The sequence below is a fragment of the Pantoea sp. S62 genome (genome assembly GCF_016658625.1).
Taxonomy (GTDB): Bacteria; Pseudomonadota; Gammaproteobacteria; order Enterobacterales; family Enterobacteriaceae; genus Pantoea; species Pantoea vagans.
The window spans coordinates 70,297-95,018 of sequence record NZ_JACVVI010000007.1 but is presented as its reverse complement, the minus strand read 5'-3'; the positions used below and the strand labels follow the sequence as shown (position 1 = coordinate 95,018).

At 56.8% G+C, this 24,722-nt stretch carries 23 protein-coding genes; 11 read left to right on the top strand and 12 right to left on the bottom strand.

Annotated elements, in window-relative coordinates; genetic code table 11:
* The first annotated feature begins 19 nt into the window (after window positions 1-19).
* A complete protein-coding gene (locus IBT54_RS12390) occupies window positions 20-631 on the top strand; it encodes a glutathione S-transferase (protein WP_201252229.1) in 612 nt (203 codons plus the stop codon).
* Window positions 632-991: 360 nt separating this feature from the next.
* Here IBT54_RS12390 and glyS read toward each other — a convergent pair whose 3' ends face one another.
* Entirely contained in the window at window positions 992-3,061 is a 2,070-nt protein-coding gene (gene glyS, locus IBT54_RS12385) for a glycine--tRNA ligase subunit beta (protein WP_201252228.1), read from the bottom strand.
* A gap of 9 nt (window positions 3,062-3,070) precedes the next feature.
* Window positions 3,071-3,982: a glycine--tRNA ligase subunit alpha gene (glyQ, locus tag IBT54_RS12380; RefSeq protein WP_003849680.1), complete on the bottom strand. Its 912-nt coding sequence runs from the start codon at window positions 3,980-3,982 to the stop codon at window positions 3,071-3,073.
* Window positions 3,983-4,202: 220 nt separating this feature from the next.
* Here glyQ and IBT54_RS12375 point away from each other — a divergent pair, with 220 nt between their 5' ends.
* Window positions 4,203-5,198, top strand: a complete 996-nt coding sequence (locus IBT54_RS12375) for an acyltransferase (RefSeq protein WP_013359613.1) — start codon at window positions 4,203-4,205, stop codon at window positions 5,196-5,198.
* Here the strand turns inward: IBT54_RS12375 and IBT54_RS12370 are convergent.
* Both IBT54_RS12370 and yieH read right to left on the bottom strand, forming a co-directional pair.
* Window positions 5,183-6,115, bottom strand: coding sequence for a GlxA family transcriptional regulator (locus IBT54_RS12370; protein ID WP_201252227.1), 933 nt, complete (start codon window positions 6,113-6,115; stop codon window positions 5,183-5,185). The two genes, IBT54_RS12375 and IBT54_RS12370, sit on opposite strands and share 16 nt — an antisense overlap.
* A gap of 9 nt (window positions 6,116-6,124) precedes the next feature.
* Window positions 6,125-6,784: a 6-phosphogluconate phosphatase gene (gene yieH / locus IBT54_RS12365; protein ID WP_013359611.1), complete on the bottom strand. Its 660-nt coding sequence runs from the start codon at window positions 6,782-6,784 to the stop codon at window positions 6,125-6,127.
* A 152-nt stretch (window positions 6,785-6,936) separates the two neighbouring features.
* Between yieH and IBT54_RS12360 the strand changes: the two genes are divergently transcribed.
* A complete protein-coding gene (locus IBT54_RS12360; RefSeq protein WP_033734757.1) occupies window positions 6,937-8,250 on the top strand; it encodes an NCS2 family permease in 1,314 nt (437 codons plus the stop codon).
* 36 nt (window positions 8,251-8,286) lie between these two features.
* On the opposite strand, the gene IBT54_RS12355 is transcribed toward IBT54_RS12360, so the two are convergent.
* The 7 genes from IBT54_RS12355 to rpmH form a co-directional block, all read right to left on the bottom strand.
* The gene (locus tag IBT54_RS12355; RefSeq protein WP_013359609.1) at window positions 8,287-9,036 is read right to left on the bottom strand and encodes a 4'-phosphopantetheinyl transferase superfamily protein; all 750 of its coding nucleotides are present in this window, start codon (window positions 9,034-9,036) and stop codon (window positions 8,287-8,289) included.
* A 179-nt stretch (window positions 9,037-9,215) separates the two neighbouring features.
* A complete protein-coding gene (locus tag IBT54_RS12350) occupies window positions 9,216-9,806 on the bottom strand; it encodes a malonic semialdehyde reductase (protein ID WP_201252226.1) in 591 nt (196 codons plus the stop codon).
* Between the two features lie 264 nt (window positions 9,807-10,070).
* Window positions 10,071-11,435, bottom strand: a complete 1,365-nt coding sequence (gene mnmE / locus IBT54_RS12345; protein WP_095706433.1) for a tRNA uridine-5-carboxymethylaminomethyl(34) synthesis GTPase MnmE — start codon at window positions 11,433-11,435, stop codon at window positions 10,071-10,073.
* Window positions 11,436-11,527: 92 nt separating this feature from the next.
* A complete protein-coding gene (gene yidC, locus IBT54_RS12340; RefSeq protein WP_013359606.1) occupies window positions 11,528-13,174 on the bottom strand; it encodes a membrane protein insertase YidC in 1,647 nt (548 codons plus the stop codon).
* A 2-nt stretch (window positions 13,175-13,176) separates the two neighbouring features.
* Window positions 13,177-13,434, bottom strand: a complete 258-nt coding sequence (gene yidD, locus IBT54_RS12335) for a membrane protein insertion efficiency factor YidD (protein WP_008926397.1) — start codon at window positions 13,432-13,434, stop codon at window positions 13,177-13,179.
* On the bottom strand, window positions 13,398-13,757 hold the full coding sequence (gene rnpA / locus IBT54_RS12330) for a ribonuclease P protein component (protein WP_008926396.1): 360 nt from the start codon (window positions 13,755-13,757) through the stop codon (window positions 13,398-13,400). Before rnpA ends, yidD begins: the two co-directional genes overlap by 37 nt.
* 14 nt (window positions 13,758-13,771) lie before the next feature.
* On the bottom strand, window positions 13,772-13,912 hold the full coding sequence (rpmH, locus tag IBT54_RS12325; RefSeq protein ID WP_003849659.1) for a 50S ribosomal protein L34: 141 nt from the start codon (window positions 13,910-13,912) through the stop codon (window positions 13,772-13,774).
* Window positions 13,913-14,509: 597 nt separating this feature from the next.
* Here rpmH and dnaA point away from each other — a divergent pair.
* From dnaA to IBT54_RS12290, 7 genes are all read left to right on the top strand, one after another.
* Window positions 14,510-15,925, top strand: coding sequence for a chromosomal replication initiator protein DnaA (gene dnaA / locus IBT54_RS12320; protein WP_013359605.1), 1,416 nt, complete (start codon window positions 14,510-14,512; stop codon window positions 15,923-15,925).
* Window positions 15,926-15,929: 4 nt separating this feature from the next.
* Entirely contained in the window at window positions 15,930-17,030 is a 1,101-nt protein-coding gene (gene dnaN, locus IBT54_RS12315) for a DNA polymerase III subunit beta (protein ID WP_033734661.1), read from the top strand.
* A gap of 122 nt (window positions 17,031-17,152) precedes the next feature.
* Window positions 17,153-18,238 carry a DNA replication/repair protein RecF gene (gene recF / locus IBT54_RS12310; RefSeq protein ID WP_013359603.1) on the top strand — a complete coding sequence of 362 codons (1,086 nt, stop codon included), beginning with the start codon at window positions 17,153-17,155 and terminating at the stop codon, window positions 18,236-18,238.
* An 18-nt stretch (window positions 18,239-18,256) separates the two neighbouring features.
* On the top strand, window positions 18,257-20,665 hold the full coding sequence (gene gyrB, locus IBT54_RS12305) for a DNA topoisomerase (ATP-hydrolyzing) subunit B (RefSeq protein ID WP_013359602.1): 2,409 nt from the start codon (window positions 18,257-18,259) through the stop codon (window positions 20,663-20,665).
* 191 nt (window positions 20,666-20,856) lie between these two features.
* The gene (locus IBT54_RS12300) at window positions 20,857-21,336 is read left to right on the top strand and encodes a YhcH/YjgK/YiaL family protein (RefSeq protein WP_201252225.1); all 480 of its coding nucleotides are present in this window, start codon (window positions 20,857-20,859) and stop codon (window positions 21,334-21,336) included.
* Window positions 21,337-21,435: 99 nt separating this feature from the next.
* The gene (gene yidA / locus IBT54_RS12295) at window positions 21,436-22,245 is read left to right on the top strand and encodes a sugar-phosphatase (RefSeq protein ID WP_033784374.1); all 810 of its coding nucleotides are present in this window, start codon (window positions 21,436-21,438) and stop codon (window positions 22,243-22,245) included.
* Between the two features lie 116 nt (window positions 22,246-22,361).
* Complete coding sequence (locus IBT54_RS12290) at window positions 22,362-23,621, top strand: DUF3748 domain-containing protein (RefSeq protein ID WP_195857523.1); 1,260 nt, start codon at window positions 22,362-22,364, stop codon at window positions 23,619-23,621.
* Here the strand turns inward: IBT54_RS12290 and IBT54_RS12285 are convergent.
* Window positions 23,596-23,964, bottom strand: coding sequence for a YceK/YidQ family lipoprotein (locus tag IBT54_RS12285; RefSeq protein WP_236263131.1), 369 nt, complete (start codon window positions 23,962-23,964; stop codon window positions 23,596-23,598). The two genes, IBT54_RS12290 and IBT54_RS12285, sit on opposite strands and share 26 nt — an antisense overlap.
* Window positions 23,965-24,254: 290 nt before the next feature.
* On the opposite strand from IBT54_RS12285, the gene ibpA reads away from it, so the two are divergent.
* Window positions 24,255-24,671 (top strand): small heat shock chaperone IbpA, encoded by a 417-nt coding sequence (gene ibpA / locus IBT54_RS12280; protein ID WP_003849623.1) that lies wholly within the window; start codon window positions 24,255-24,257, stop codon window positions 24,669-24,671.
* Window positions 24,672-24,722 lie beyond the last annotated feature (51 nt).

Below are 24,722 nucleotides of genomic sequence, written 5' to 3'. Positions count from 1 at the left end.
ACTGAATCCGGAGAACCCGATGAAACTGATTGGCAGCTATACCAGCCCGTTTGTGCGTAAGATTTCGATTATCATGCTGGAAAAAGGCATTACGTTTGAATTCGTTAACGCATCGCCTTACAGCGATGACAGCCACGTGCCGCACTACAATCCGCTGGGCAAAGTCCCGGCGCTGGTCGCTGACGATAAGCAAATCTGGTTCGACTCCAGCATCATCGCCGAATTTCTGGAACTGCGCGGCGCGGAGCCGGCTCTGCTGCCTGCCGATCCGCTTGAGTCACTTAACATCCGTCAGCTGGAAAAGCTGGCGGATGGCGTTTGTGATGCCGCGCTGGTGATCGTGCGTGAGCAGATGCGACCGGGTGATTTGCAGTCGGAAGAGGTGCTGCTGCGTAATCGTGAAAAGATTCAGCGTAGTCTCGATATGCTGGAAGCAAAGGCCGCCGAGGGCAAATGGCTTAACAACGGTCAGCTTAATCTGGCGGATATCGCCACCGGCTGCATGATCGGCTACCTCAATTTTCGTCGCGTGGTGCCCAACTGGTGTGTCGAACGTCCGGCATTGGTTAAGCTGGCGGAAACGCTGTTTGAGCGCGAGAGCTTTGCGCGGACGACGCCGCCTGCGGCGTGATGGGTGCGGTGGCTGGCAGCTGTCAGTTTCATACCCTGCGGAGTCACTCTCTCAGAAATCGGATATTTACAGATGGCGTTGCGAGTATCCGGTTTTCAACAACGCGCCAGCGCATTTTACCAGCGGTTCAGCCACGGTCATTACCGGACAGGGTAAAAACCATATAGATGAGAGAGGAATAGAAAGATTTTCAGCACAACTGAAGCGGAGACAATCCACTCCATCTGCAGACGTCAGCCAGAGCTGAGCATTAAGACAGGTGCTTTGAGTAAACACGCTATCGGGAGGCCCTCCCGGCCTGAAAAATCCCATAAAAAAAGGGACGATTGCTCGTCCCTTTTTCGCACTACGCTAAGAGGATTACTGCAGTAGCGAGATATCCGCGACCTGCAGGAACAGCTCACGCAGTTTTGACAGCAGCGTCAGGCGATTGACCCGCACTGCCTGATCGTCGGCGTTCACCATCACTTTGTCGAAGAAGTTGTCTACCGCGGTACGCAGCTGGGCCAGTTCGACCAGCGCATCCTGATAGCGGCCTTCAGCAAAGTAAGGTTGCAGCTTGCTGCTCAGTGCGGTGACAAAGGTCGCCAGCTGGATCTCTTCGTTCTCTTTCAGCAGCGATGCCTGCACGCTTTCATTCAGCGTTTCGGTCGACTTTGCCAGTATGTTAGAGACGCGCTTGTTCGCCGCTGCCAGCGCTGCAGCGGCTTCCAGCGTACGGAAGTGCGACACTGCTTTCATACGTGCATCAAAGTCAGCCGGACGGGTCGGACGACGCGCCAGAACTGCCTGCAGCGTATCGATGCTGTGACCCTCTTCCTGATACCAGGTGCGGAAGCGACCCAGCATAAAGTCGATCACATCATCCACCACGCGAGCGTTGCTCAGCTTGCTGCCATACAGACGCACCGCTTCTTCGGTCAGCGTTTGCAGGTCGAGCGGCAGGTTCTTCTCAACGATGATACGCAGCACGCCCAGCGCCGCACGACGCAGTGCGAACGGATCTTTGTCGCCTTTCGGATGCTGACCAATGCCGAAAATACCGGCCAGCGTATCCATTTTATCGGCAATCGCCAGCGCACAGGCGACCGGGCTGGATGGCAGATCGTCACCGGCAAAGCGCGGCTGATACTGCTCGTTCAGCGCAACCGCCACATCTTCGGCTTCGCCGTCGTGACGCGCATAGTGCATGCCCATCACGCCCTGGGTGTCGGTGAACTCGAAGACCATGTTGGTCATCAGGTCACACTTCGACAGCAGGCCCGCGCGGGTAGCGTGATTCACATCGGCGCCAATTTCACCGGCAATCCAGCCCGCCAGGGTCTGAATGCGATCGGTTTTATCGCGCAGCGTGCCCAGCTCTTTCTGGAACAGCACCGTCTCCAGACGCGGCAGATGATCTTCCAGACGTTTTTTGCGGTCGGTATTAAAGAAGAACTCCGCATCGGCCAGGCGTGGGCGTACCACTTTCTCGTTGCCGGAGATAATCTGGCGCGGATCGCTGGATTCGATGTTGGTGACGAAAATGAAGTTCGGCATCAGGTTGCCGTCATTGTCGTAAACCGGGAAATATTTCTGATCGCCTTTCATGGTGTAGACCAGCGCTTCCGCAGGCACCTTGAGGAATTTCTCTTCAAAGGTCGCGGTCAGGACGACCGGCCACTCCACCAGCGACGTCACCTCTTCCAGCAGGCTGTCGCTGATATCGGCGTTACCGCCTAAGCGACGTGCGGCCGCTTCGGCATCAGCTTTAATCATCGCTTTGCGGACCTGATAGTCGGCAATGACCTGGCCGCGTTTTTCCAGCACATCCGGGTACTGATCGGCGTTGTCGAGCGTGATTTCGCTTTCACCCATAAAGCGGTGACCACGAATAACGCGATCTGACTTAATGCCCAGAATAGTGCCAGGAATCAGCTCATCGCCCAGCAGCATCGTCACGGTGTGAACCGGACGAACGAATTGCACATCGCTGTCGCCCCAGCGCATCAGTTTTGGCACGGGCAGCTTGCTGAGTGCGGTCGCAATCATCGCCGGCAGTAGTGCCTGAGCCGCTTCGCCTTTGACCTGGGCGCGATAAACCAGCCATTCGCCTTTATCGGTGGCGAGGCGTTCAGCCTGATCGACCGTAATGCCGTTGCCACGCGCCCAGCCTTCTGCGGCTTTGGTGGCGTTGCCGTCAGCGTCAAACGCCGCAGCGACCGCCGGACCGCGCTTCTCCACTTCCCGATCGGGTTGTGAGGCGCTCAGGTTTGCGACTTTCAGCGCCAGACGACGCGGCGCAGCAAACCAGCTGACCTCGCCGTGGCTCAGGTTGGCGGCATCCAGTTCAGCGGTAACCTGCGCGGCAAAGGCTTCTGCCAGGCTGCGCAGGGCTTTTGGTGGCAGCTCTTCGGTGCCGATCTCCACCAGGAAAGTTTGTTCAGTCATGGCTGCCTCTTACTTTTTGTTATTGCACATCGGGAAGCCCATTGCCTCACGAGAGGCGTAGTAAGCTTCAGCCACGGCTTTGGTCAGGGTACGAATGCGCAGAATATAGCGCTGACGCTCTGTTACCGAGATCGCTTTGCGCGCATCCAGCAGGTTAAAGCTGTGCGCCGCTTTCAGAATGCGTTCGTAGGCGGGCAGTGGCAGCGGTTTTTCCAGCGCCAGCAGATGCTGCGCCTCTTTCTCGTACTGCTCGAAGCAGGTAAAGAGGAAATCGACGTCGGCGTATTCGAAGTTATAGGTGGATTGCTCCACTTCGTTCTGATGGAACACGTCGCCGTAGGTAGTTTTGCCCAGCGGGCCATCGCTCCAGACCAGATCGTAAACGCTGTCGACGCCCTGAATGTACATCGCCAGACGCTCCAGACCGTAGGTGATCTCACCCGTTACCGGCTTACACTCCAGGCCGCCAACCTGCTGGAAGTAGGTGAACTGCGTTACTTCCATGCCGTTGAGCCACACTTCCCAGCCGAGTCCCCAGGCACCCAGCGTCGGGTTTTCCCAGTTATCTTCTACGAAGCGAATGTCATGCACCGTCGGATCCATACCCAGCTCTTTCAGCGAGCCAAGGTAGAGCTCCTGAATGTTGTCCGGTGACGGTTTGATGATTACCTGGAACTGGTAATAGTGTTGAAGACGGTTCGGGTTTTCACCGTAGCGGCCATCGGTAGGACGGCGTGATGGCTGCACGTAAGCGGCAGCGATCGGCTCCGGGCCGAGTGCGCGCAGACAAGTCATCGGGTGTGAAGTGCCAGCGCCCACTTCCATGTCCAGCGGTTGGACAATGGTGCAGCCCTGACGCGCCCAGTAATCCTGCAAGGTCAGGATCAGCCCCTGAAAGGTTTTGGTATCAAACTTTTGCATGTTAAGTGTGCACGCGCTTCGGTTAGATTAAAAAAAGAGGCCGACAGTATACCCTTTGACCGCGCGATGTGCAGCCGTAAATCCCGGACGGTTCCAGCGCGTTTTCATGGTAATTTCGGGGGCCGGCATACAGATGGCTCCGAATCCTGCTGGCAGCGGTTGTTGCTCTGGTCGCATTTGACTACCCTTTTGCGCACGGAGCTATGCGCAAGAGGACGCCATGCCGCAAAAGATTTACTGGATCGACAATTTACGCGCGGTTGCCTGCCTGATGGTGATCGTGATTCACACTACTACCTGGTATATCACTGGCCCGATGGCGGTAACGGGTACCACCTGGGATGTGGCGAATCTGCTGAACTCCGCATCACGCGTCTGTGTTCCGCTGTTCTTTATGATCTCCGGCTATCTGTTCTTCGGTGAACGCAGCGCCCAGCCGCGCCATATGCTCCGGCTGGTGCTCTGCCTGCTATTTTACAGCGCGGTCTCGCTGGCCTATATCACCTGGCTGACGCCGATCAGCGAAGGACGGTCGATCCTGAAGATGCTGCAGAAGCCGGTGTTTTATCACCTCTGGTTCTTCTTTGCGTTGATTGGCCTCTATCTGATGTCGCCGCTGATTCAGGTGAAAACCGTGCAGGCACGCTATGTGGCGCTGCTGGTGCTGGTGCTGGCGGTGCTCGCTAATCCGAATACGGCCAGCCAGTCGCTGGGCCCGTTTCATTTTCTGCCGGTGAATCTTTATGTCAGCGGGGACAGCATTTACTACCTGCTTTATGCGCTGCTGGGACGGGCGATCGGCACAATGGACACGACCCGGCGCGGCCTGACGCCGCTGGCGGCCGGGCTGTTTATCGCCTGCGTAATTGGCATTACGTTAGGGACGAAAAAGGCGCTGATCGTCAACGGAGCGTTTAACGATACCTGGTATCTCTACTGCGGACCGCTGGTGTTTATCGCGGCCATTAGCCTGCTGATTGTGTTTAAAAACAGCCTGAATCAGCGCACGCTGCCCGGTTTTACGGTGATTGCACGCTATTCACTGCCGATCTACGGCTTTCACGCGCTGTTCATTCACTATCTGCGTACGCATCACTACGATGATATGTCGCGTCCGTGGCTCGACCTGCCCTGGGTGTTCGGGCTGACGCTGGGCGGCAGTCTGCTGCTGGGGATGGCGCTGAAACGTGTCGATACCCGTCACTTCGTCAGTTGATCGGTTTCCCGCTGGCGGGCGCGTCGCAGCTGGCGCGCCGATGAAAATCCCGCCGCCAGCGCCGCTTTTTCGGCCGATTCCCCCTGCTGCTGACGCTGGCGCGCCACGCCAACCCGCAGCTGCTCATGGTATTCCCGCACGCTGATCCCCAGATGCTGACGAAACAGCCGCGCCAGATGGCGGCTGCTGACGTGGGTGCGCCCTGCCAGCTCGGTCAGCGTCCAGCCGTGTTCAGGATGGGCAATCATCAGATCCTGTGCCCGATGAATGGCCGGATGCATATGATTGCGGTAACGCAGCCAGGGTGAAAGCTGCGGATCGTCCCCGGCGCGGCGGAACCAGACCACCATTTCCCGCGCCACCGCCAGCGCGGTAGGCGTATCGCAGAGCTGCTTCACCAGATGCAGCGCCAGATCGATGCCCGCCGTGATGCCCGCGCTGGTCCAGATATTCTCATGCCCGACAAACACCCGATTCTCCTGCACCCGTGCGCGCGGGGCGGCTGCTTTCAGGCGGGCGATCACATCATGATGGGTGGTGCAGGGCACCTCATCCAGCATGCCTGCCTGCGCCGCCAGCAGTGCCCCCGAGCAGACGCAGACCAGCATAAAGGTCTGCGCGCGCAACGCGGCGTGCTGGCGCATCAGCCAGTCGCGTGCTTCTGCGGCTTGCTGTGTGGAATAACAGATCTGTGAGTCAAAGACGCCCGGCACCACCAGCAGGCTCCCGGCGGGCAACTGTTCCGGTAAAGGTTCGATGCCGCCAATAGTCATGCCGGTGGAGCAGACCACCTCCGGCTGCGGGCCGATGTAGCGCAGCGTAAAGCGATCGCCCGCCAGCTTCAGCGTCTCGGCAGGGCCGGTCAGATCCAGCGCCATGACACCGGGCAGAGTTAAAAACCAGACGGTATGCGTCATGCTGGCTCGCTACACCAGATCCCAGCCGCGGGCGCGCCACAACGCAGGCAGCTGCGCCATGTCGTCGAAGCGCGTCACCAGCGGATGGTCCAGTTCAGGGTTGTGCGGGTCAGCGCAGTAGTAGTAGACCGGAATGCCGGCGGCGATACCGGCGCGGGCACCCGCTTCGGAGTCATCCACCAGAATGCAGCGCTCAATCGGCACCTGCATCTGTTCCGCCGCGTGATACATCAGTTCCGGATCGGGCTTCCAGTGCAGAATGTCATAGCCGCTATAAAGGTGCTCCTCAAACAGCGGCAGCATGCCGGTTAAGCCCAGAGAGTGCTGCATCTTTTTTACCGTCCCGTTTGAGACCACGCACATCGGCACTTTGATCTGCTCAACCAGCGCTTTTGCGCCTGAGATCGGCTGCAGTTGCTGATCAAACAGTCGCGCGACTTCCGCGCGATAGGCAGTTTCCACCTCTTCCATCGGCAACGTCACCTGATGTGCATCACCCACATCACGAATGATGTCGTAGAGTTTGACGCCCTTATACTTTTCAAACATCTGCTGCAGCGACAGCTCGAGACCATAACGGGCAAAGGTGTTGACGTAGGCCTGGGTGCAGAGCAACTCACTGTCCACCAGCGTGCCATCGCAATCAAAAAAGACGCATTCAACTGACATCAGACTCTATCCTTCGATTCAGGGGGGTGCTCCACACTCTACCGCACTCAGCGCAGATTGCGAGACTGGCAATCGGTTGCGAAAAATCATTGTATTGCCCCGGTAAAATCGCCAGGATACGCGCCGATGATTTTTTCTTCTGGATGGATGGCATGAGCAAGCAAGGCGTTTTGCAGCGCATCTTCAGGCTGCAGGAACATGGCACCACGGTGCGCACCGAAGTGATCGCGGGTATCACCACCTTTCTGACGATGGTCTATATCGTCTTCGTCAACCCGCAGATCCTCGGCGTCGCCGGCATGGATACCCAGGCGGTGTTTGTGACCACCTGTCTGATTGCCGCCTTCGGCAGCATTCTGATGGGGCTGTTTGCCAATCTGCCGGTGGCGCTGGCCCCCGCAATGGGCCTGAACGCCTTCTTCGCTTTTGTGGTGGTCGGGGCGATGGGCTATTCGTGGCAGGTCGGTATGGGCGCGATCTTCTGGGGCGCGGTCGGCCTGCTGATCCTGACGCTGCTGCGGGTTCGCTACTGGATGATTGCCAATATCCCGCTGAGCCTGCGCGTTGGCATTACCGCCGGTATCGGTCTGTTTATCGCCATGATGGGGCTGAAGAACGCCGGTATTATCGTGCCGAATCCCGATACCCTGGTGGCGGTAGGCAACCTGACCTCGCACAGCGTGCTGCTGGGTGCGCTGGGCTTCTTTATTATCGCCATTCTGGCATCACGTAATATCCACGCGGCGGTGCTGATCTCAATGGTGATCACCACCGGTATTGGCTGGATGCTGGGCGACGTGAAGTTTGTTGGCCTGTTTTCAGCGCCGCCGTCGATTACGTCGGTAGTGGGTCAGGTTGATATCAAAGGCGCGTTTAACATTGGCATGGCAGGCGTGATTTTCTCGTTTATGCTGGTCAACCTGTTCGATTCGTCCGGCACGCTGATCGGCGTCACCGACAAAGCGGGACTGACCGATGAAACCGGCACCTTCCCGCGGATGCAGCAGGCGCTTTATGTCGACAGCATCAGTTCGGTGAGTGGCGCGCTGGCGGGCACCTCATCGGTGACCGCCTATATCGAGAGCACTTCGGGCGTGGCGATTGGTGGCCGTACCGGCCTGATGGCTGTGGTGACCGGCCTGCTGTTCCTGCTGGTGACCTTCCTGTCACCGCTGGCCGCGATGGTGCCCTCCTACGCTGCCGCGGGTGCGCTGATTTATGTGGGCGTGTTAATGACCGCCAGCCTGTCGCGCGTGCGCTGGGACGATCTGACCGAAGCGGTTCCGGCGTTTGTGACCGCCGCCATGATGCCCTTCAGCTTTTCCATCACCGAAGGGATTGCGCTGGGGTTCATTGCTTACTGTGTCATGAAGCTGGGTACCGGCCGCTGGCGTGAGATCAGCCCCTGCGTGGTGATTGTTGCGCTGCTGTTTGTGCTGAAGATTGTCTTTATCGACGCGCACTAAGCGCAGTCAGAGCCGCAACCCACCGGTTGCGGCTTTTTACATTTCAGGATGCAGATTGCGCTCGCTGGGCAGACTGGTCAGCCGCAGGGCATGAGGCCCGATGTTGGGCTTACCCATCTCAATTTCACGTAATGCACGCCATTCAAAGTCGTTATCCATCTCCCACAGGTACAGCCGCTGCGTCGCAGACGACAGCGCACACGACCAGACCAGCATGGGTTCCGCATCACACACCACCTGAATGTCGGGATAGAGTGACGATCGCAGCCGACCGGCACCCGGCAGCAGGCGCAGCGAATCCAGTCCCCGATCGCCTTCTCCCGTCAGCTTGAGAATGCTCTGGCGTAACGTCCAGATCTGCGTCACCGCTTCCATGGCATCCTGCTGGGCATTAATCCAGGCGATTTCGCCCGACGTTAATCCCTGAATCAGCTGCGCCTGCGTCTGACGGCTCCGCGCATGCACAATCTCCATATCCAGACCGGCACGTCCACCCTCTTCGGCCAGCAGTACACCCACCGTATTGCCCGCATAGGCAATGCTGAAATCGGGCAGATCGCTGTCAGCAAATACGGGACGTCCGTTGCTCTGGATAATCAGGCGTGGCAGCTCTTGAATACCATAAACGCGCAGCATCAGCTGTGCCAGCAGGGTTCGCGCGGCAAGGAAACGTCCACGGCGTTTGTCAGCGAACTGCTGTGCCGTGTCGGTAATCGCCTGGGGAATGCACATCTCTTTAGCCGGGAAGCCGGGATCGCCCGTCCAGCGTACAAAATGACCAGCCATCTGTCGCTCCGTGAAAATGGTCAGATAATCATCAGAAACATTGTAGGAATTTTCCTACCTTATTGCACTCAGCAACAGCACAGATTGGGTTAAATTCAGAATAGGATGATCAGGCAGCACAGGCTGGCGGGAATGGATCAGAGTTACGCGCCGCGAACCGAATCGCGACGCGGGCCGCATCAGGCGAAGCGGCTTGCCTGCTCAAAACTCAGACGCGGCAGGCGCGGATGCAGTTTTGATGCCTCACCGTAACCGAGGTTAATCAGCAGGTTAACCTGATACTGGCCGTTGGGGAAAAAGGCATCATTGACTTTGGCCGGATCGAAACCGGACATCGGACCGGCATCCAGACCCAGCGAACGGGCTGCCAGGATCAGGTAACCCGCCTGCAGGCTGCTGTTACGGAAAGCCGTCTCTTTCGCTGCTTCCGGGCTGCCGGTAAACCAGCTGCGCGCATCTGCATGCGGGAACAGCGCAGGCAGCTGCTCATAGAACTCACGGTCCCAGGCCACGATCACCGTAACCGGCGCGCTCATGGTTTTGTCCAGATTGCCGGACGAGAGGGCCGGTTTCAGCTTCTCTTTGCCTTCCGCTGAGGTGACGAAAACAAAACGCGCAGGCAAGCAGTTCGCCGAGGTCGGCCCCAGCGCCGTTAAGGTATAGAGCTGTTCCAGCAGGGCGTTATCGACCGGCTTATCCTGCCAGTAACTGTGGGTGCGGGCGTCATTAAACAGCGTATCCAGTGCGGCAGTGTCGAGCGGTGTACTCATGCAACTCTCCTTTTTCAGGCAAAAATTTCGCCTGACGGTGTTCACGTAGTGGGTTTGCGTGCGGCCCGACACGGCGGGATGAAGCGGGATTCACTCACCGCGATCATAGCCGCACGTCAGATCGGCGCATCTACCGTTATACGACAACGCGGTGCCGCCGCAAAATAACATATCAGCAAGAATCAACGCAGAGGCGGGAATAACAGGGGAGGCAGCGAGACGGGAAATCAGGCCTGACAGCGCGATGCCGCCAGGCCCGGAAAGCTATTTACCAATACAGAAGCTGGAGAAGATACGGCCCAGCAGATCGTCAGAGGTGAATTCACCGGTGATCTCGCTTAACGCCTGCTGAGCAACACGCAGCTCCTCCGCCAGTAACTCACCGGCCCGGGCACCGAGCAGCTGTGCTTTCCCCTGCTGTAAGTGTGTGGCCGCCAGCTCCAGCGCCTGCAGATGGCGACGACGCGCCAGGAAGCCACCTTCCATGTTGCCCGCGAAGCCCATGCTCTGCTTCAGGTGATCCCGCAGCGCATCGACGCCCTCGCTGGTGCGTGCCGACAGGCGAATCAGTGAGTGACCGTTTACTTCTGTAAGGCCCAGCGCTTCCCCGGTGACATCCGCCTTATTGCGCACCACGGTAATTGGCAGCTCCGGCGGCAGACGGGAGACAAAATCGGGCCAGATAGCCGCCGCTTCGGTGGCATCGGTGGTGGTGCCATCTACCATAAACAGCACGCGGTCAGCCTGTTCAATCTCCTGCCAGGCGCGCTCAATGCCGATGCGTTCGACTTCGTCGCTGGCCTCACGCAGACCGGCGGTGTCGATGATATGCAGCGGCATGCCATCTATATGAATATGCTCACGCAGTACGTCACGGGTGGTGCCCGCAATATCCGTAACGATAGCGGCTTCACGGCCTGCCAGCGCATTCAGCAGGCTCGATTTGCCCGCATTAGGCCGGCCCGCAATCACCACCTTCATTCCTTCACGCAGCAGGCTGCCCTGACGCGCTTCGGCACGGACCGCATCCAGGTCCCCGATCACCGTATTCAGCTGTGCTTCAATTCGGCCGTCAGAGAGGAAATCGATCTCTTCATCCGGGAAGTCGATAGCCGCTTCGACATAGATGCGCAGGTGAGTGAGCGCTTCCACCAGATGATTGACGCGGGTGGAGAACGCGCCCTGCAGCGAGTTCACGGCCGAACGCGCCGCCTGCTCAGAGCTGGCATCAATCAGGTCGGCAATCGCTTCGGCCTGCGCCAGATCGAGCTTGTCGTTCAGAAACGCACGCTCAGAGAACTCACCCGGCTGAGCGATACGCACGCCCGGCAGCGCCACGATGCGCTTCAGCAGCAGATCGAGAATTACCGGGCCGCCGTGGCCCTGCAGCTCCAGCACATCTTCGCCGGTAAATGAATTGGGGCCAGGAAACCACAGCGCAATGCCCTGATCCAGCACGCTGCCGTCGCTGTCAGTGAACGGCAGATAATCGGCGTATCGCGGCTTAGGCAGTTTACCCAGCAGCTGGCGGGCGACCTCTGCCGCCTGGGCACCGGAGACGCGCAGAATGCCGACGCCGCCGCGTCCGGGCGGTGTTGCCTGGGCAACAATGGTATCGCTGTGGCTCATAAATTTTCTCTCGCTACAAAAAACACAGGCGGTCGCTTTGACCGCCTGAGAATAGACTATTTTAGAGCGGGATGGCTCCCGCGCTGGATCGCTTACGCTTTCTTCTTGTCGCGGCTATGCAGACCACGTTTTTCCAGGCCGCGATAAATCAGCTGCTGCTGGAGAATGGTTACCAGGTTGCTGACGATGTAGTACAGCACCAGACCTGACGGGAACCACAGGAAGAACACGGTGAAGATCACCGGCATGTAAGTCATGATCTTCTGCTGCATCGGATCGGTCACGGTGGTCGGTGACATCTTCTGAATGAAGAACATGGTGATGCCCATCAGAATCGGCAGGATGTAGTAAGGGTCCTGCGCTGACAGGTCATGGATCCACAGAATGAATGGCGCATGACGCAGTTCAACTGAGCCTGACAGCATATAGTAGAGCGCCAGGAAGATTGGCATCTGAATCACCAGCGGCAGACAGCCACCCAGCGGATTCACTTTCTCTGCTTTATACAGCGCCATCATTTCCTGGCTCTGCTTCTGCTTGTCATCACCCAGACGCTCACGCATCGCCTGAATCTTCGGCTGCAGCATGCGCATCTTAGCCATCGAGGTGTACTGCGCTTTGGTCAGCGGGTACATGATGCCGCGCACGATGAAGGTGATCACGATAATGGAGAAGCCCCAGTTACCGATGAAGCTGTGGATAAATTTCAACAGCTTGAACAGCGGCTGAGAGATAAACCACAACCAGCCGTAATCCACGGTCAGATCAAGGTGCGGCGCAATCGCGGCCATCTTGTCCTGAATTTCCGGGCCGACCCACAGCGTTGCACCCAGATTCTGCTGAGCGCCTGCAGCGATGGTGACCGGTGCAGATTTATAGCCAATCGCTGCCACGCCGTTACCCAGGTTGCTGGTGTAAAGGGTGTTGGTGCCTTCAGTACGCGGAACCCATGCAGTCGCAAAGTACTGCTGCAGCATCGCCACCCAGCCATTGCTGGTGGTTGCGTTCAGGTTCTCGTTGTCCGCGATGGTGTCGAATTTATACTTCTCATATTTCGACTCGCTGGTGGAGTAGGCCGCGCCACGGAAGGTGTGCAGAGCAAAGTTGTTGCTGCCGGTATCGCGATGCTTAGGCAGATCAATCGTCTGCTTCAGCTGGCCAAACAGTGACACTTCCAGCGGCTGCTGAGTGGTGTTGTTGACATGATAATCGACATTAACGGCATATTCGCCACGCTTGAAGATGAAGGTTTTGGTGTAAACCACGCCATTTTCAGCGGTATAGGTCATCGGCACACGCAGTTCGGACTGGCCATCAGCCATCTCGAAGTGATCCTGCGCAGTGGTGAACAGCGGACGCGCACCGTTGTTCGGGTTATCCGGACCATTACGACCGGTTAAACCACTCTGAGCCTGATAAAGGAACGCTGGCGTTGTTTCAAGCAGCTGGAACGGCTGGTCTGAACCCAGTTTGTCCGGGAAAGTCAGCAGCTGTGCCTGTTCAACATCACCGCCGCGGGTGTTGATATTCAATGACAGGACATCAGTCTTAACGGTGATCGTCTGGCCCTGACCGCTGGCCGGTACACCCTGACTGGCGGTATCACCCGCTACGCTGTTGGTGCCCTGTGTGGTCTGCGTCTGCTGTGGCTGCGGAGCGTGGTCCGTCTGCCAGGCTTGCCAGATCATAAAGGTCACGAACAGAAAAGCGATGAGAAAGAGATTGCGTTGCGAATCCATCGTTAATGTTCTCTGGTATCAAAGGTTTTTGGCGGCACAGGATCGTCACCACCCGGGTTCAAAGGGTGGCATTTTAATACGCGTTTTAATGTCAACCAACTGCCTTTTATCAGGCCGAACCTGCGTAACGCCTCAATTCCGTAATGAGAGCAGGTCGGGTGAAACCGACAGTGTGGTCCCAGTAATGGACTGATACCGCGTTGATAGACGCGTATCAGGACGATCAGGAGCCGCGCGCCAGGCGACAGTGACGACGCCATAATTTCTCCAACGCTTCCGCCAGCATACGGTTATCCAGATCGGCAACCCCCTTCTTCGCGACCACCACGAAGTCCATCGACGGCAGTTCATGTTGACGCAGACGAAAGCTTTCGCGGGTCAATCGCTTGATCCGGTTGCGTTCATGAGCGCGTTTCACATGTTTTTTAGCGACGGTGAGACCGATGCGGGGATGCCCCAGCGCGTTAAGGCGGCCGAGAATAGTAATTTGCGGCGTGCCAGCCCGTTGTGGCTGCTGGAAGACGAAAGTGAAATGAGTGGGAGTTAACAAACGTAACTCCCTGGGAAATGCGAGCTTACCCATCAGGGCTTGCTTTATTACTTAGAAACGGTCAGACGAGAACGGCCTTTAGCACGACGACGTGCCAGAACCTGACGACCATTTTTTGTTGCCATACGAGCACGGAAACCGTGTGAACGGTTGCGCTTCAGTACGGACGGTTGAAAAGTGCGTTTCATGGCGGTTTCTACCTAAACTTGAAAATTTTCACTGGATGACGCGTTTCGGGCCAGTAAATCGACCTACGCCTCAATGTGTCTTTAATAAAGAGGCGGGATTGTAATAATTGTACAGTCCCGAGTCAATTTACTTCGCGTGTTGTCGTGCCTGAAAACCCGCATACAGCCCGCTGAGACCCGACGTTGCGCCTTACAGCATAATGTCGGGTGAAGGATTATACGGGCTCCGTTCCAAAGCGCAAGGATCGTACGGGATCTTATTGCGATCGGCTTGCCGGATCCTGGGGATAAAATGAGATGTCGCCCGAAAATTTAGCGCATTGCGCCAGATCCCTGCTGGTTTTTCCCGCAACTGGCGTAAACTTCTTTGCGCGTCTCCGGCCTGTGGATAAAAAGGATCAAAACTGTGTAGAAAGGGAAGATCTCTGTCTCGCTTTGCGCTATGATCCGCCCTTCCGCTGACGATCCTCCGGTGATTGCAGGACGGGAAACCGCTGATAGCGGTCGCAGGCGCTTTCTTAGCGTCTGTGTCAAAAATGAACGTTTCTTAGAGTAACGCCTACTATTCTTTTCGAATTTGTACGAGTGGAGTCCGCCGTGTCACTTACGCTTTGGCAACAGTGTCTTGCCCGTTTGCAGGATGAGCTTCCTGCCACCGAATTCAGCATGTGGATCCGTCCACTGCAGGCTGAGTTAAACGACAATACGCTTGCCTTGTATGCTCCAAATCGCTTCGTACTCGACTGGGTCCGGGACAAATACCTTAACAGTATCAATGCACTGCTGAATGAATTCTGTGGTCCGAACGTGCCTGCGCTGCGTTTTGAAGTGGGTACGCGCCCGGTTCAGCAGCCAGCGGCAGCGGTCAGCCAGCCGGTGATGGCCAGCGTCAGCGCGCCCGTCATGCCCGTGCAGAGTCACATCCGTCCGGCCCCAACGCAGATCCTGCGTCCCAGCTGGGATAATGTCCCGGCACCGGCCGACGTCACCTATCGCTCGAATGTGAATAACCGTCATAACTTCGATAACTTTGTCGAGGGTAAATCCAACCAGCTGGCGCGCGCGGCGGCACGTCAGGTGGCGGATAATCCAGGCGGCGCTTACAACCCGCTGTTTCTGTATGGCGGCACCGGTCTCGGTAAAACGCACCTGCTGCACGCCGTAGGCAACGGCATCATTGCCCGTAAACCCAATGCAAAAGTGGTTTACATGCACTCCGAGCGCTTTGTGCAGGATATGGTTAAAGCGCTGCAGAACAACGCGATTGAAGAGTTCAAACGCTATTACCGTTCTGTCGATGCGCTGCTGATCGATGACATTCAGTTCTTTGCGAATAAAGAGCGGTCGCAGGAAGAGTTCTTCCACACCTTTAATGCCTTATTAGAAGGCAATCAGCAGATCATCCTCACCTCGGATCGCTATCCAAAAGAGATCAATGGGGTGGAGGATCGTCTTAAGTCACGTTTCGGCTGGGGTTTAACGGTGGCGATCGAGCCGCCTGAGCTGGAAACGCGCGTGGCAATCCTGATGAAAAAAGCAGATGAGAACGACATCCGTCTGCCGGGTGAAGTCGCCTTCTTTATTGCCAAGCGTTTACGCTCTAACGTGCGTGAACTGGAAGGCGCGCTGAATCGCGTGATCGCCAATGCCAACTTTACCGGCCGGGCGATAACCATCGACTTCGTGCGCGAAGCGCTGCGCGATCTGCTGGCGCTGCAGGAAAAGCTGGTCACCATCGATAATATTCAGAAGACCGTGGCTGAGTACTACAAGATTAAGGTGGCGGATCTGCTCTCCAAGCGCCGTTCGCGCTCGGTAGCGCGTCCGCGCCAGATGGCGATGGCGATGGCAAAAGAGTTGACGAACCACAGCTTGCCAGAAATTGGCGATGCTTTTGGGGGTCGCGACCACACAACGGTGCTTCATGCCTGCCGCAAGATTGAGCAGCTGCGTGAAGAGAGCCACGATATCAAAGAAGATTTCTCTAATCTCATCAGAACATTATCTTCCTGACGCTATGAAATTTATTGTTGAACGTGAGCAGCTGCTGAAGCCGCTGCAGCAAGTAAGTGGCCCGCTGGGCGGTCGTCCGACACTGCCGATCCTTGGAAACCTGCTGCTGCAGGTAACGGAAGGGTCGCTGTTACTGACCGGTACCGATCTGGAAATGGAGATGGTCGCGCGCGTAGCGCTGACGCAGGCGCATGAGCCTGGCTCCACCACCGTGCCAGCGCGCAAATTCCTCGATATCTGTCGCGGATTGCCCGATGGCGCAGAAATTACGCTGGCGCTGGAAGGCGATCGCATGCTGGTTCGCTCTGGCCGCAGCCGTTTTTCGCTGTCGACCCTGCCCGCCAGTGACTTCCCGAATCTGGACGACTGGCAGAGTGAAGTTGAATTCACCCTGCCACAGGCGACCCTGAAACGGTTGATCGAAGCGACGCAGTTCTCGATGGCGCATCAGGATGTGCGTTACTACCTCAACGGCATGATGTTTGAAACCGAAGGGGAAGAGCTGCGCACTGTGGCCACTGATGGTCACCGTCTGGCCGTTTGCTCCATGCCGATTGGTCAGGCGCTGCCGAGTCACTCGGTGATTGTGCCGCGTAAAGGCGTGATTGAGCTGCTGCGTCTGCTGGATGGCGGCGAGAATCCGCTGCAGGTTCAGATTGGCGGCAGCAACATCCGGGCGCACGTCGGTGACTATATCTTCACCTCTAAGCTGGTTGATGGTCGTTTCCCCGATTATCGCCGCGTACTGCCGAAGAATCCCGACAAAGCGCTGGAAGCAGGCTGCGATCTGCTCAAACAGGCGTTTGCCCGTGCGGCGATCCTCTCGAATGAGAAGTTCCGCGGCGTTCGCCTCTATATCACTGAGAATCAGCTGAAGATCACTGCCAATAACCCTGAACAGGAAGAAGCGGAAGAGATGCTGGATGTCAGCTATAACGGCACGGAACTGGAGATTGGCTTCAACGTCAGTTATGTGCTGGATGTGCTGAACGCGCTGAAGTGCGAAAACGTCCGCCTGCTGCTGACGGATTCGGTGTCGAGCGTGCAGATTGAAGATGTAGCAAGTCCCGCAGCGGCCTACGTCGTGATGCCCATGCGCTTGTAGGTGTTACATATCGTCCTGGTGACGGCGATATCGGGCAAACCTGCTTCGCCGTCAACGCACTGGATTGTGTTATAAGGCAAACCCATTCATCCCGACTATTGCCCTTCACGCTGGATTGATTCATGGCTTTAACCCGCCTTCTTATCAAAGATTTTCGTAATATCGAGCAGGCTGACCTGCAGCTGGCACCCGGCTTTAATTTCCTGGTGGGCGTCAACGGCAGCGGCAAAACCAGCGTTTTAGAGGCGATCCATACGCTGGGGCATGGCCGCTCGTTTCGCAGCCTGCAGGCGGGCCGCGTGATCCGTCACGACGAGGCAGCGTTCGTACTGCACGGACGACTGGAAAGCAAAGAGCGGGAAATCTCCGTCGGGCTGACCAAAAACCGGGCCGGTGACAGCAAAGTGCGCATTGACGGCAGCGATGGTCACAAGGTCGCGGAGCTGGCGCAGCTGCTGCCGATGCAGTTAATTACGCCGGAAGGCTTTAGTTTGTTGAATGGCGGCCCCAAATACCGCAGAGCCTATGTGGACTGGGGCTGTTTCCATAACACGCCGGGCTTCTTTAACGCCTGGAACAACATGCGCCGCCTGCTTAAGCAGCGAAACGCGGCGCTGCGCCAGGTTTCACGTTACAGCCAGATTCGTCCCTGGGATCAGGAGCTGGTTCCGCTGGCGGAACAGATCAGCCAGTGGCGGGCGGAATACAGTGCGGCGATTTCAGCGGAGATCACTGCCACCTGCGCCCAGTTTCTGCCGGAGTTTGAGCTGCGCTTTTCCTTCCAGCGTGGCTGGGACAAAGAGAGCGACTACGCCGAACTGCTGGAACGTAATTTTGAGCGCGATCGCGCACTGACCTATACCGCCAGCGGCCCCCATAAAGCCGATTTTCGTATTCGCGCTGAAGGGACGCCGGTCGAAGATTTACTCTCACGCGGGCAGTTGAAACTGCTGATGTGTGCATTGCGTCTGGCACAGGGCGAGTTCCTGACAAGCCAGAGCGGACGCCGCTGTATTTACCTCATTGATGACTTTGCTTCTGAGCTGGATGAAAGCCGTCGGCGCCTGCTGGCGGACCGGTTAAAAGCCACTCAGGCTCAGGTGTTTGTCAGCGCCATTTCTGCCGGACATGTAATCGACATGACCGACGAAAAGGGCAAGATGTTCCGCGTGGAACAGGGTAAAATAGCGGTTCAACCTGAAGATTAAAATGAGCGAGAAACGTTGATGTCGAATTCTTATGACTCCTCAAGTATTAAAGTCCTGAAAGGACTTGATGCGGTACGCAAACGCCCGGGCATGTATATCGGCGATACCGATGACGGTACCGGTCTGCATCACATGGTATTCGAGGTCGTGGATAACGCAATCGACGAAGCGCTCGCTGGTCACTGTAGTGACATCGTAGTCACTATCCATGCGGATAACTCCGTCTCGGTGCAGGATGATGGACGCGGTATTCCAACCGGTATTCACGAAGAAGAGGGCGTTTCCGCCGCTGAAGTGATCATGACCGTGCTGCACGCGGGCGGTAAGTTCGACGATAACTCCTATAAAGTCTCCGGCGGCCTGCACGGCGTGGGCGTCTCTGTCGTTAACGCCCTGTCGCAGAAGCTGGAGCTGACCATTCGTCGCGAAGGCAAAGTCCATCAGCAGATTTACGTCCACGGCGTACCTGAGGCACCGCTGGCGGTCACTGGTGATACCGACATCACCGGTACCCGCGTGCGTTTCTGGCCAAGCTATGAAACCTTTACCAACGTGCGCGATTTCGAGTATGAGATTCTGGCAAAACGCCTGCGCGAACTGTCGTTCCTGAACTCGGGCGTGTCGATTCGCCTGGAAGACAAGCGTGATGGCAAAACCGACCACTTCCATTACGAAGGCGGTATCAAGGCGTTTGTTGAGTACCTCAACAAAAACAAAACTCCGATTCACCCTACCGTGTTCTATTTCTCTACCGAGAAAGATGGCATTGGCGTGGAAGTGGCGCTGCAGTGGAACGACGGCTTCCAGGAAAATATTTACTGCTTTACCAACAACATCCCGCAGCGCGATGGCGGTACGCACCTTGCCGGTTTCCGCGCAGCGATGACGCGTACCCTGAATGCCTACATGGATAAAGAGGGTTACAGCAAGAAAGCCAAAGTCAGCGCCACCGGTGATGATGCGCGTGAAGGCCTGATCGCCGTGGTTTCGGTAAAAGTGCCGGATCCAAAATTCTCCTCACAGACCAAAGACAAACTGGTCTCGTCAGAGGTGAAATCGGCGGTTGAGCAGCAGATGAATGAACTGCTGGCAGAATACCTGCTGGAAAACCCGTCAGACGCCAAAATCGTCGTGGGCAAAATTATCGATGCCGCACGTGCCCGTGAAGCAGCACGCCGCGCCCGTGAAATGACCCGCCGTAAAGGCGCGCTGGATCTGGCTGGTCTGCCAGGCAAACTGGCGGATTGTCAGGAGCGTGATCCGGCGCTCTCTGAAATCTACCTGGTGGAGGGTGACTCCGCAGGCGGCTCGGCCAAACAGGGCCGTAACCGTAAAAACCAGGCGATTCTGCCGCTGAAAGGTAAGATCCTGAACGTTGAGAAAGCGCGTTTCGACAAGATGCTCGCCTCGCAGGAAGTGGCCACGCTGATCACCGCACTGGGTTGCGGTATTGGTCGCGATGAGTACAACCCGGACAAGCTGCGCTATCACAGCATCATCATCATGACCGATGCCGACGTCGATGGTTCACACATCCGAACCCTGCTGCTGACCTTCTTCTATCGTCAGATGCCTGAAATCATTGAGCGCGGCCACGTCTATATCGCCCAGCCGCCGCTCTACAAAGTGAAGAAAGGCAAGCAGGAGCAGTACATCAAAGATGACGAGGCGATGGACCAATACCAGATCGCTATCGCCCTTGATGGTGCAACGCTGCACACCAATGCCAGCGCGCCTGCGCTGGGCGGTGAGCCGCTGGAGACGCTGGTCTCTGACTTCAACAGCACCCAGAAGATGATCAAGCGTATGGAACGCCGTTATCCGATGGCCATGCTGCGTGCGATGATTTATCACGACACGCTGAGCGACCTGAGCAACGAAGCAGAGGTCACTACCTGGCTGAACGGCCTGGTGAGCTATCTGACGGAGCGTGAAGCGCACGGCAGTACTTATCTGGCACAGGTGCGTGAAAACCGCGAACTGAACCTGTTCGAGCCGGTGCTGCGCGTCCGTACCCACGGTGTGGATACCGACTATCCGCTGGAAGCTGAGTTTGTTCAGGGACCTGAGTACCGCAAAATCTGTGCTCTGGGTGGCAAACTGCGTGGTCTGCTGGAAGAAGATGCTTACATTGAACGTGGTGAGCGTCGTCAGCCGGTGGCAAGCTTCGAACAGGCGATTGAGTGGCTGGTGAAAGAGTCGCGTCGTGGCCTGTCGGTCCAGCGCTATAAAGGTCTGGGCGAGATGAACCCGGATCAGCTGTGGGAAACCACCATGGATCCAGACAGCCGTCGTATGCTGCGCGTCACTATTAAAGATGCGATCGGTGCTGACCAGCTGTTCACGACCCTGATGGGCGATGCGGTCGAGCCGCGCCGCGCCTTCATCGAAGAGAATGCGCTGAAAGCGGCCAATATCGATATTTAACAGATAGCGGACATAAAAGGCCATCACTCAGGTGATGGCCTTTTTTTTGTGCCGTATGGGCGAAAACCCTGCGAGGCGGGTCCTGCTGCCCGCATGCTGCGACCCCGATCACGTTTTAACCCGCTGAGCTCCCTTACTCTTGCCTCTCTTTGCGCTATTCCGGCGCACTCATTTTTACAGGGAGTTACACCATGATTGTTTGCGATCGTCACGACTGGAACAGAGAACGTCACGCCTTTCATCCGGTCATCGATCAGGCGATAAGCTGGATTGCGGGAACCGATTTCAGCCAGCTGGACACCGGCAAATATGAGATCCAGCCTGACAACAAAATGTTCTGTCTGGTGCAGGAGATGATGACCGAACCGGCCAGCGCGCGTCGTGCAGAGTCCCACTTTAACTACATCGATATTCAGTATCTGCTGGCAGGCACCGAGAATATTGGTGTGGCCCGCGCCCATCCCGATCAGCACATCACCGAAGATTTCGCCCAGGAGCGTGACGTCGTTTTTTATCAGAAGATATTAAATGAGTCAGTGATTACGCTGCTGCCCGACATGTTCGCGCTGTTTTTCCCGCACGATATTCATCGCCCCTGCTGCGCGCCAGGCGAACCCGCAACTATCCGAAAAGCCGTGATTAAAATCCACCGCGATCTCTTTACCGCCTGACCCTGGCGGTTTCCTGGCCATTCCCGCCTGCCAGGAAACTAGTCAATGTGCGCTGAATCGCGCTAGCATTGAACAAAACCCAGACGCTACGAGGACTCTATGGCTATTAAATTGATCGCTATCGACATGGATGGCACCCTGCTCAATCCGCAACATGAGATCACGCCGGGGGTGAAATCCGCCCTGGATCGTGCCCGTAAGCAGGGCGTGTCGATTGTGCTGACCACGGGTCGGCCGTTTGTAGGTATCCAGCGCTATCTGATGGAGCTGGATATGCAGGCGCCCGGCCAGTACGCGATCAGCAACAACGGTGCGCTGGTTCATCAGGCGGCAGATGGTGAGTGTGTGGCAGAAGTGACGCTGACCTTTGACGATTACCTCTACATTGAGAATCTGGCACGTGAGCTTGGCGTCCATTTCCAGGCGTTCGACAAATCTCATCTCTACACGCCGAACAAAGACATCAGTGAATACACCATCCATGAAGCGAGCCTGACCGGCATTCCGGTGCGCTATCGCGCGGTGGAAGAGATGGATCGCGCTATGCGCTTCCCGAAACTGATGATGATCGATCGGCCCGCCCTGCTCGACGCGGCGATTGCCCGCCTGCCCGAGCATGCTCAGCAGACTTACACCATCCTGAAAAGTGCGCCGTATTACCTCGAAATCCTCGATCGCCGGGTGAACAAAGGCCAGGGCGTCAGAATGCTGGCGGAGAAGCTCGGCCTGAAGCAGGAAGAAGTGATGGCGATTGGCGATCAGGAGAATGACCTGGCGATGATTGAATATGCTGGCACGGGTGTCGCCATGGGTAATGCCATTGATTCTGTTAAGAAAATCGCGCAGTTTATCACTAAAACCAATATGGAAGATGGCGTCGCTCATGCCATTGAAGAGTTAGTGCTGTAACGGCCCTGTTCTCTGCCGGGCCGCAGCGGCCCGGCTCCCTTACCCCGCCAAAAAAGCTGCACCGCAAAACGGAATCGCGTAATTTGTCGGGCAACGCTTTCTCCGTGGGTTTTATCATGTCAGAAAAACAGATCACCTTTGCTGCCCGTCAGCATCAGCTCACCAATATCAATGTCTGGACGGCCGACAGCCAGTGGCTGGCGTTTGACGTCCGTCCATCAGGTGCCTCCTTTACCAGCCAGACCATTGAGCGGGTCAATGTGATGACCGGTGACGTTGAGGTGCTCTATCAGGCCCGGCACGGTGCCCACGTCGGCGTCGTGACGGTCAGCCCCGATCTGCCCCCACGCTACGTCTGCATTCATGGCCCGGAACATCCCGATGACAGCTGGCAGTATGACTTCCACCACCGGCGCGGTGTGATCGTTCAGAACGGCGCGGCGGTGAATCTGGATGCCTGCGATATCACGCCGCCCTTTACCCCTGGCGCGCTGCGCGGCGGCTCGCATGTACATGTCTTCAGCCCCGATGGTTCACGCCTGAGCTTTACCTACAATGACCATGTCATGCATGAGCTGGATAGCCGTCTCGATCTGCGCAACGTCGGTATCGCGGTGCCGCTTCACGCGGTGACGCCGGTTAAACAGCATCCGCGCGAGTATGACGGCAGCTATTTCTGCCTGCTGGTGAGCAGAACGCATGCGGAACCGCAGCCAGGCAGTGACCAGATTAATCGTGCTTATGAGGAGTGCTGGGTCGGTGAGCGTGGCTATCAGAAACCGGACGGCAGCTGGCAGCGCTGGGCCATCGCTTTTATTGGCGACACGCTGACGGCGCAGGGCGAGAAACGGCCTGAAATTTTTATTGTTGATCTGCCGGACGCGCTGGAGGATTACGCCCGCGCCGGAGAGAGGCCGCTGGAGGGCAGCAGCCAGCAGTTACCTGCGCCACCGGCTGGTGTGCAGCAGCGTCGCCTGACGCACAGCCGTGGCGTGGCGCTACAACCGCGCCATTGGCTGCGTACTGCGCCCGATGGCAGCCAGATCGCGTTTCTGATGGCGGATGCCGGCGCGGTGATCCAGCTCTGGACGGTCTCTCCCAACGGCGGCGAACCGCGTCAGATCACCGAACTCAGCCACAGCATTCAGTCCGCTTTTAGCTGGCATCCTGACGGCCAGTCAATTGCCTTTATCTGCGATAACAGCGTGATGCGATGTGAGGTTGAGAGCGGCACGTGTCAGCGTCTGACACGCAGAACGGAAGAAGCACCGTCAGGTGACGCGGTAGTCTGGTCACCGGACGGGTCACAAATTGCTTTTATGCGTGAGGTGAATGGCTGGCGGCAGCTCTTTACGGTTGCGGCTGTGACCGCATAGGTGGCATAGGCTGCGCCTGCGCAAGGCTTTCCTGGGTATGCGCCAGCCTTTCGCTCTGCAGGATACGTTCACGTGGGGAGTCGAGAGATTTGTCTTTGTCGCTACGGTAGTAGTCCCACGGCAGCAGCAGCGTATCCAGCACGGCAGAGAAAGGAAGATCGATTAACGCCAGCGGCTTCAGCGCCCAGCTGGTATCACCATCCGTCAGCATGTCGGCACTGGCACGGGTGCCGGGATAATAGCCCTGACTCGCACCGGTATGAGACATCACGCTGGAACAGCCTGTTGTTGCCATAGCGCAGCACACCATTCCAGCCAGAGGTAAGGTTTTCATCAATTTCATCATCATCATCCCTTCAGCCATGGCATAAGCCTGGCTGAGTTGGCTTGCCAGACAACGTCAACACTCTGGGGCGAAGTCCGTCTGCGTCTGGCAAAAGTAGTCCTGAGTGTATGTCATTTCCGCAATTTGGCGAAAAAAATTGCATTTCGCCCTCTTGAAAATCGTTTTGTGACACCCATTTTTAGTTTACGGACGCACTCACCGTCGCCGCAAGGGACAGTGAGGTGCCGTATCCAGCCTGTCCAGTTGTGGAAGGTTGCCAAAACTTGCTGAATTTCAGGAGTCTTAATATGCGTAACTTTGATCTCACCCCACTTTATCGCTCTGCTATCGGTTTTGATCGCCTGTTTAACCTGCTCGAATCTAATCAGAATCAGAGCAATGGCGGCTATCCTCCCTATAACGTTGAACTGGTCGATGAAAATCACTATCGCATTACCATTGCGGTGGCCGGTTTTTCTCAGAGCGAACTGGATATCACGGCGCACGATAACGTGCTGATCGTGCGGGGTGCCCATCCTGAAGAGCAGGCCGAGCGTAAGTACCTGTATCAGGGTATCGCCGAGCGTAACTTCGAGCGTAAATTCCAGCTCGCCGACCACATAGTGGTACGCGATGCCCGCCTTGAAAATGGTCTGCTGAGCATCGATCTTGAACGACTGGTGCCGGAAGAGGCGAAACCACGCCGTATTGAGATTCTGAAGTAATGTCTGACAAACGCCGCGTTAGCGGCGTCAGACTGCTGACAAAGCCAAAGC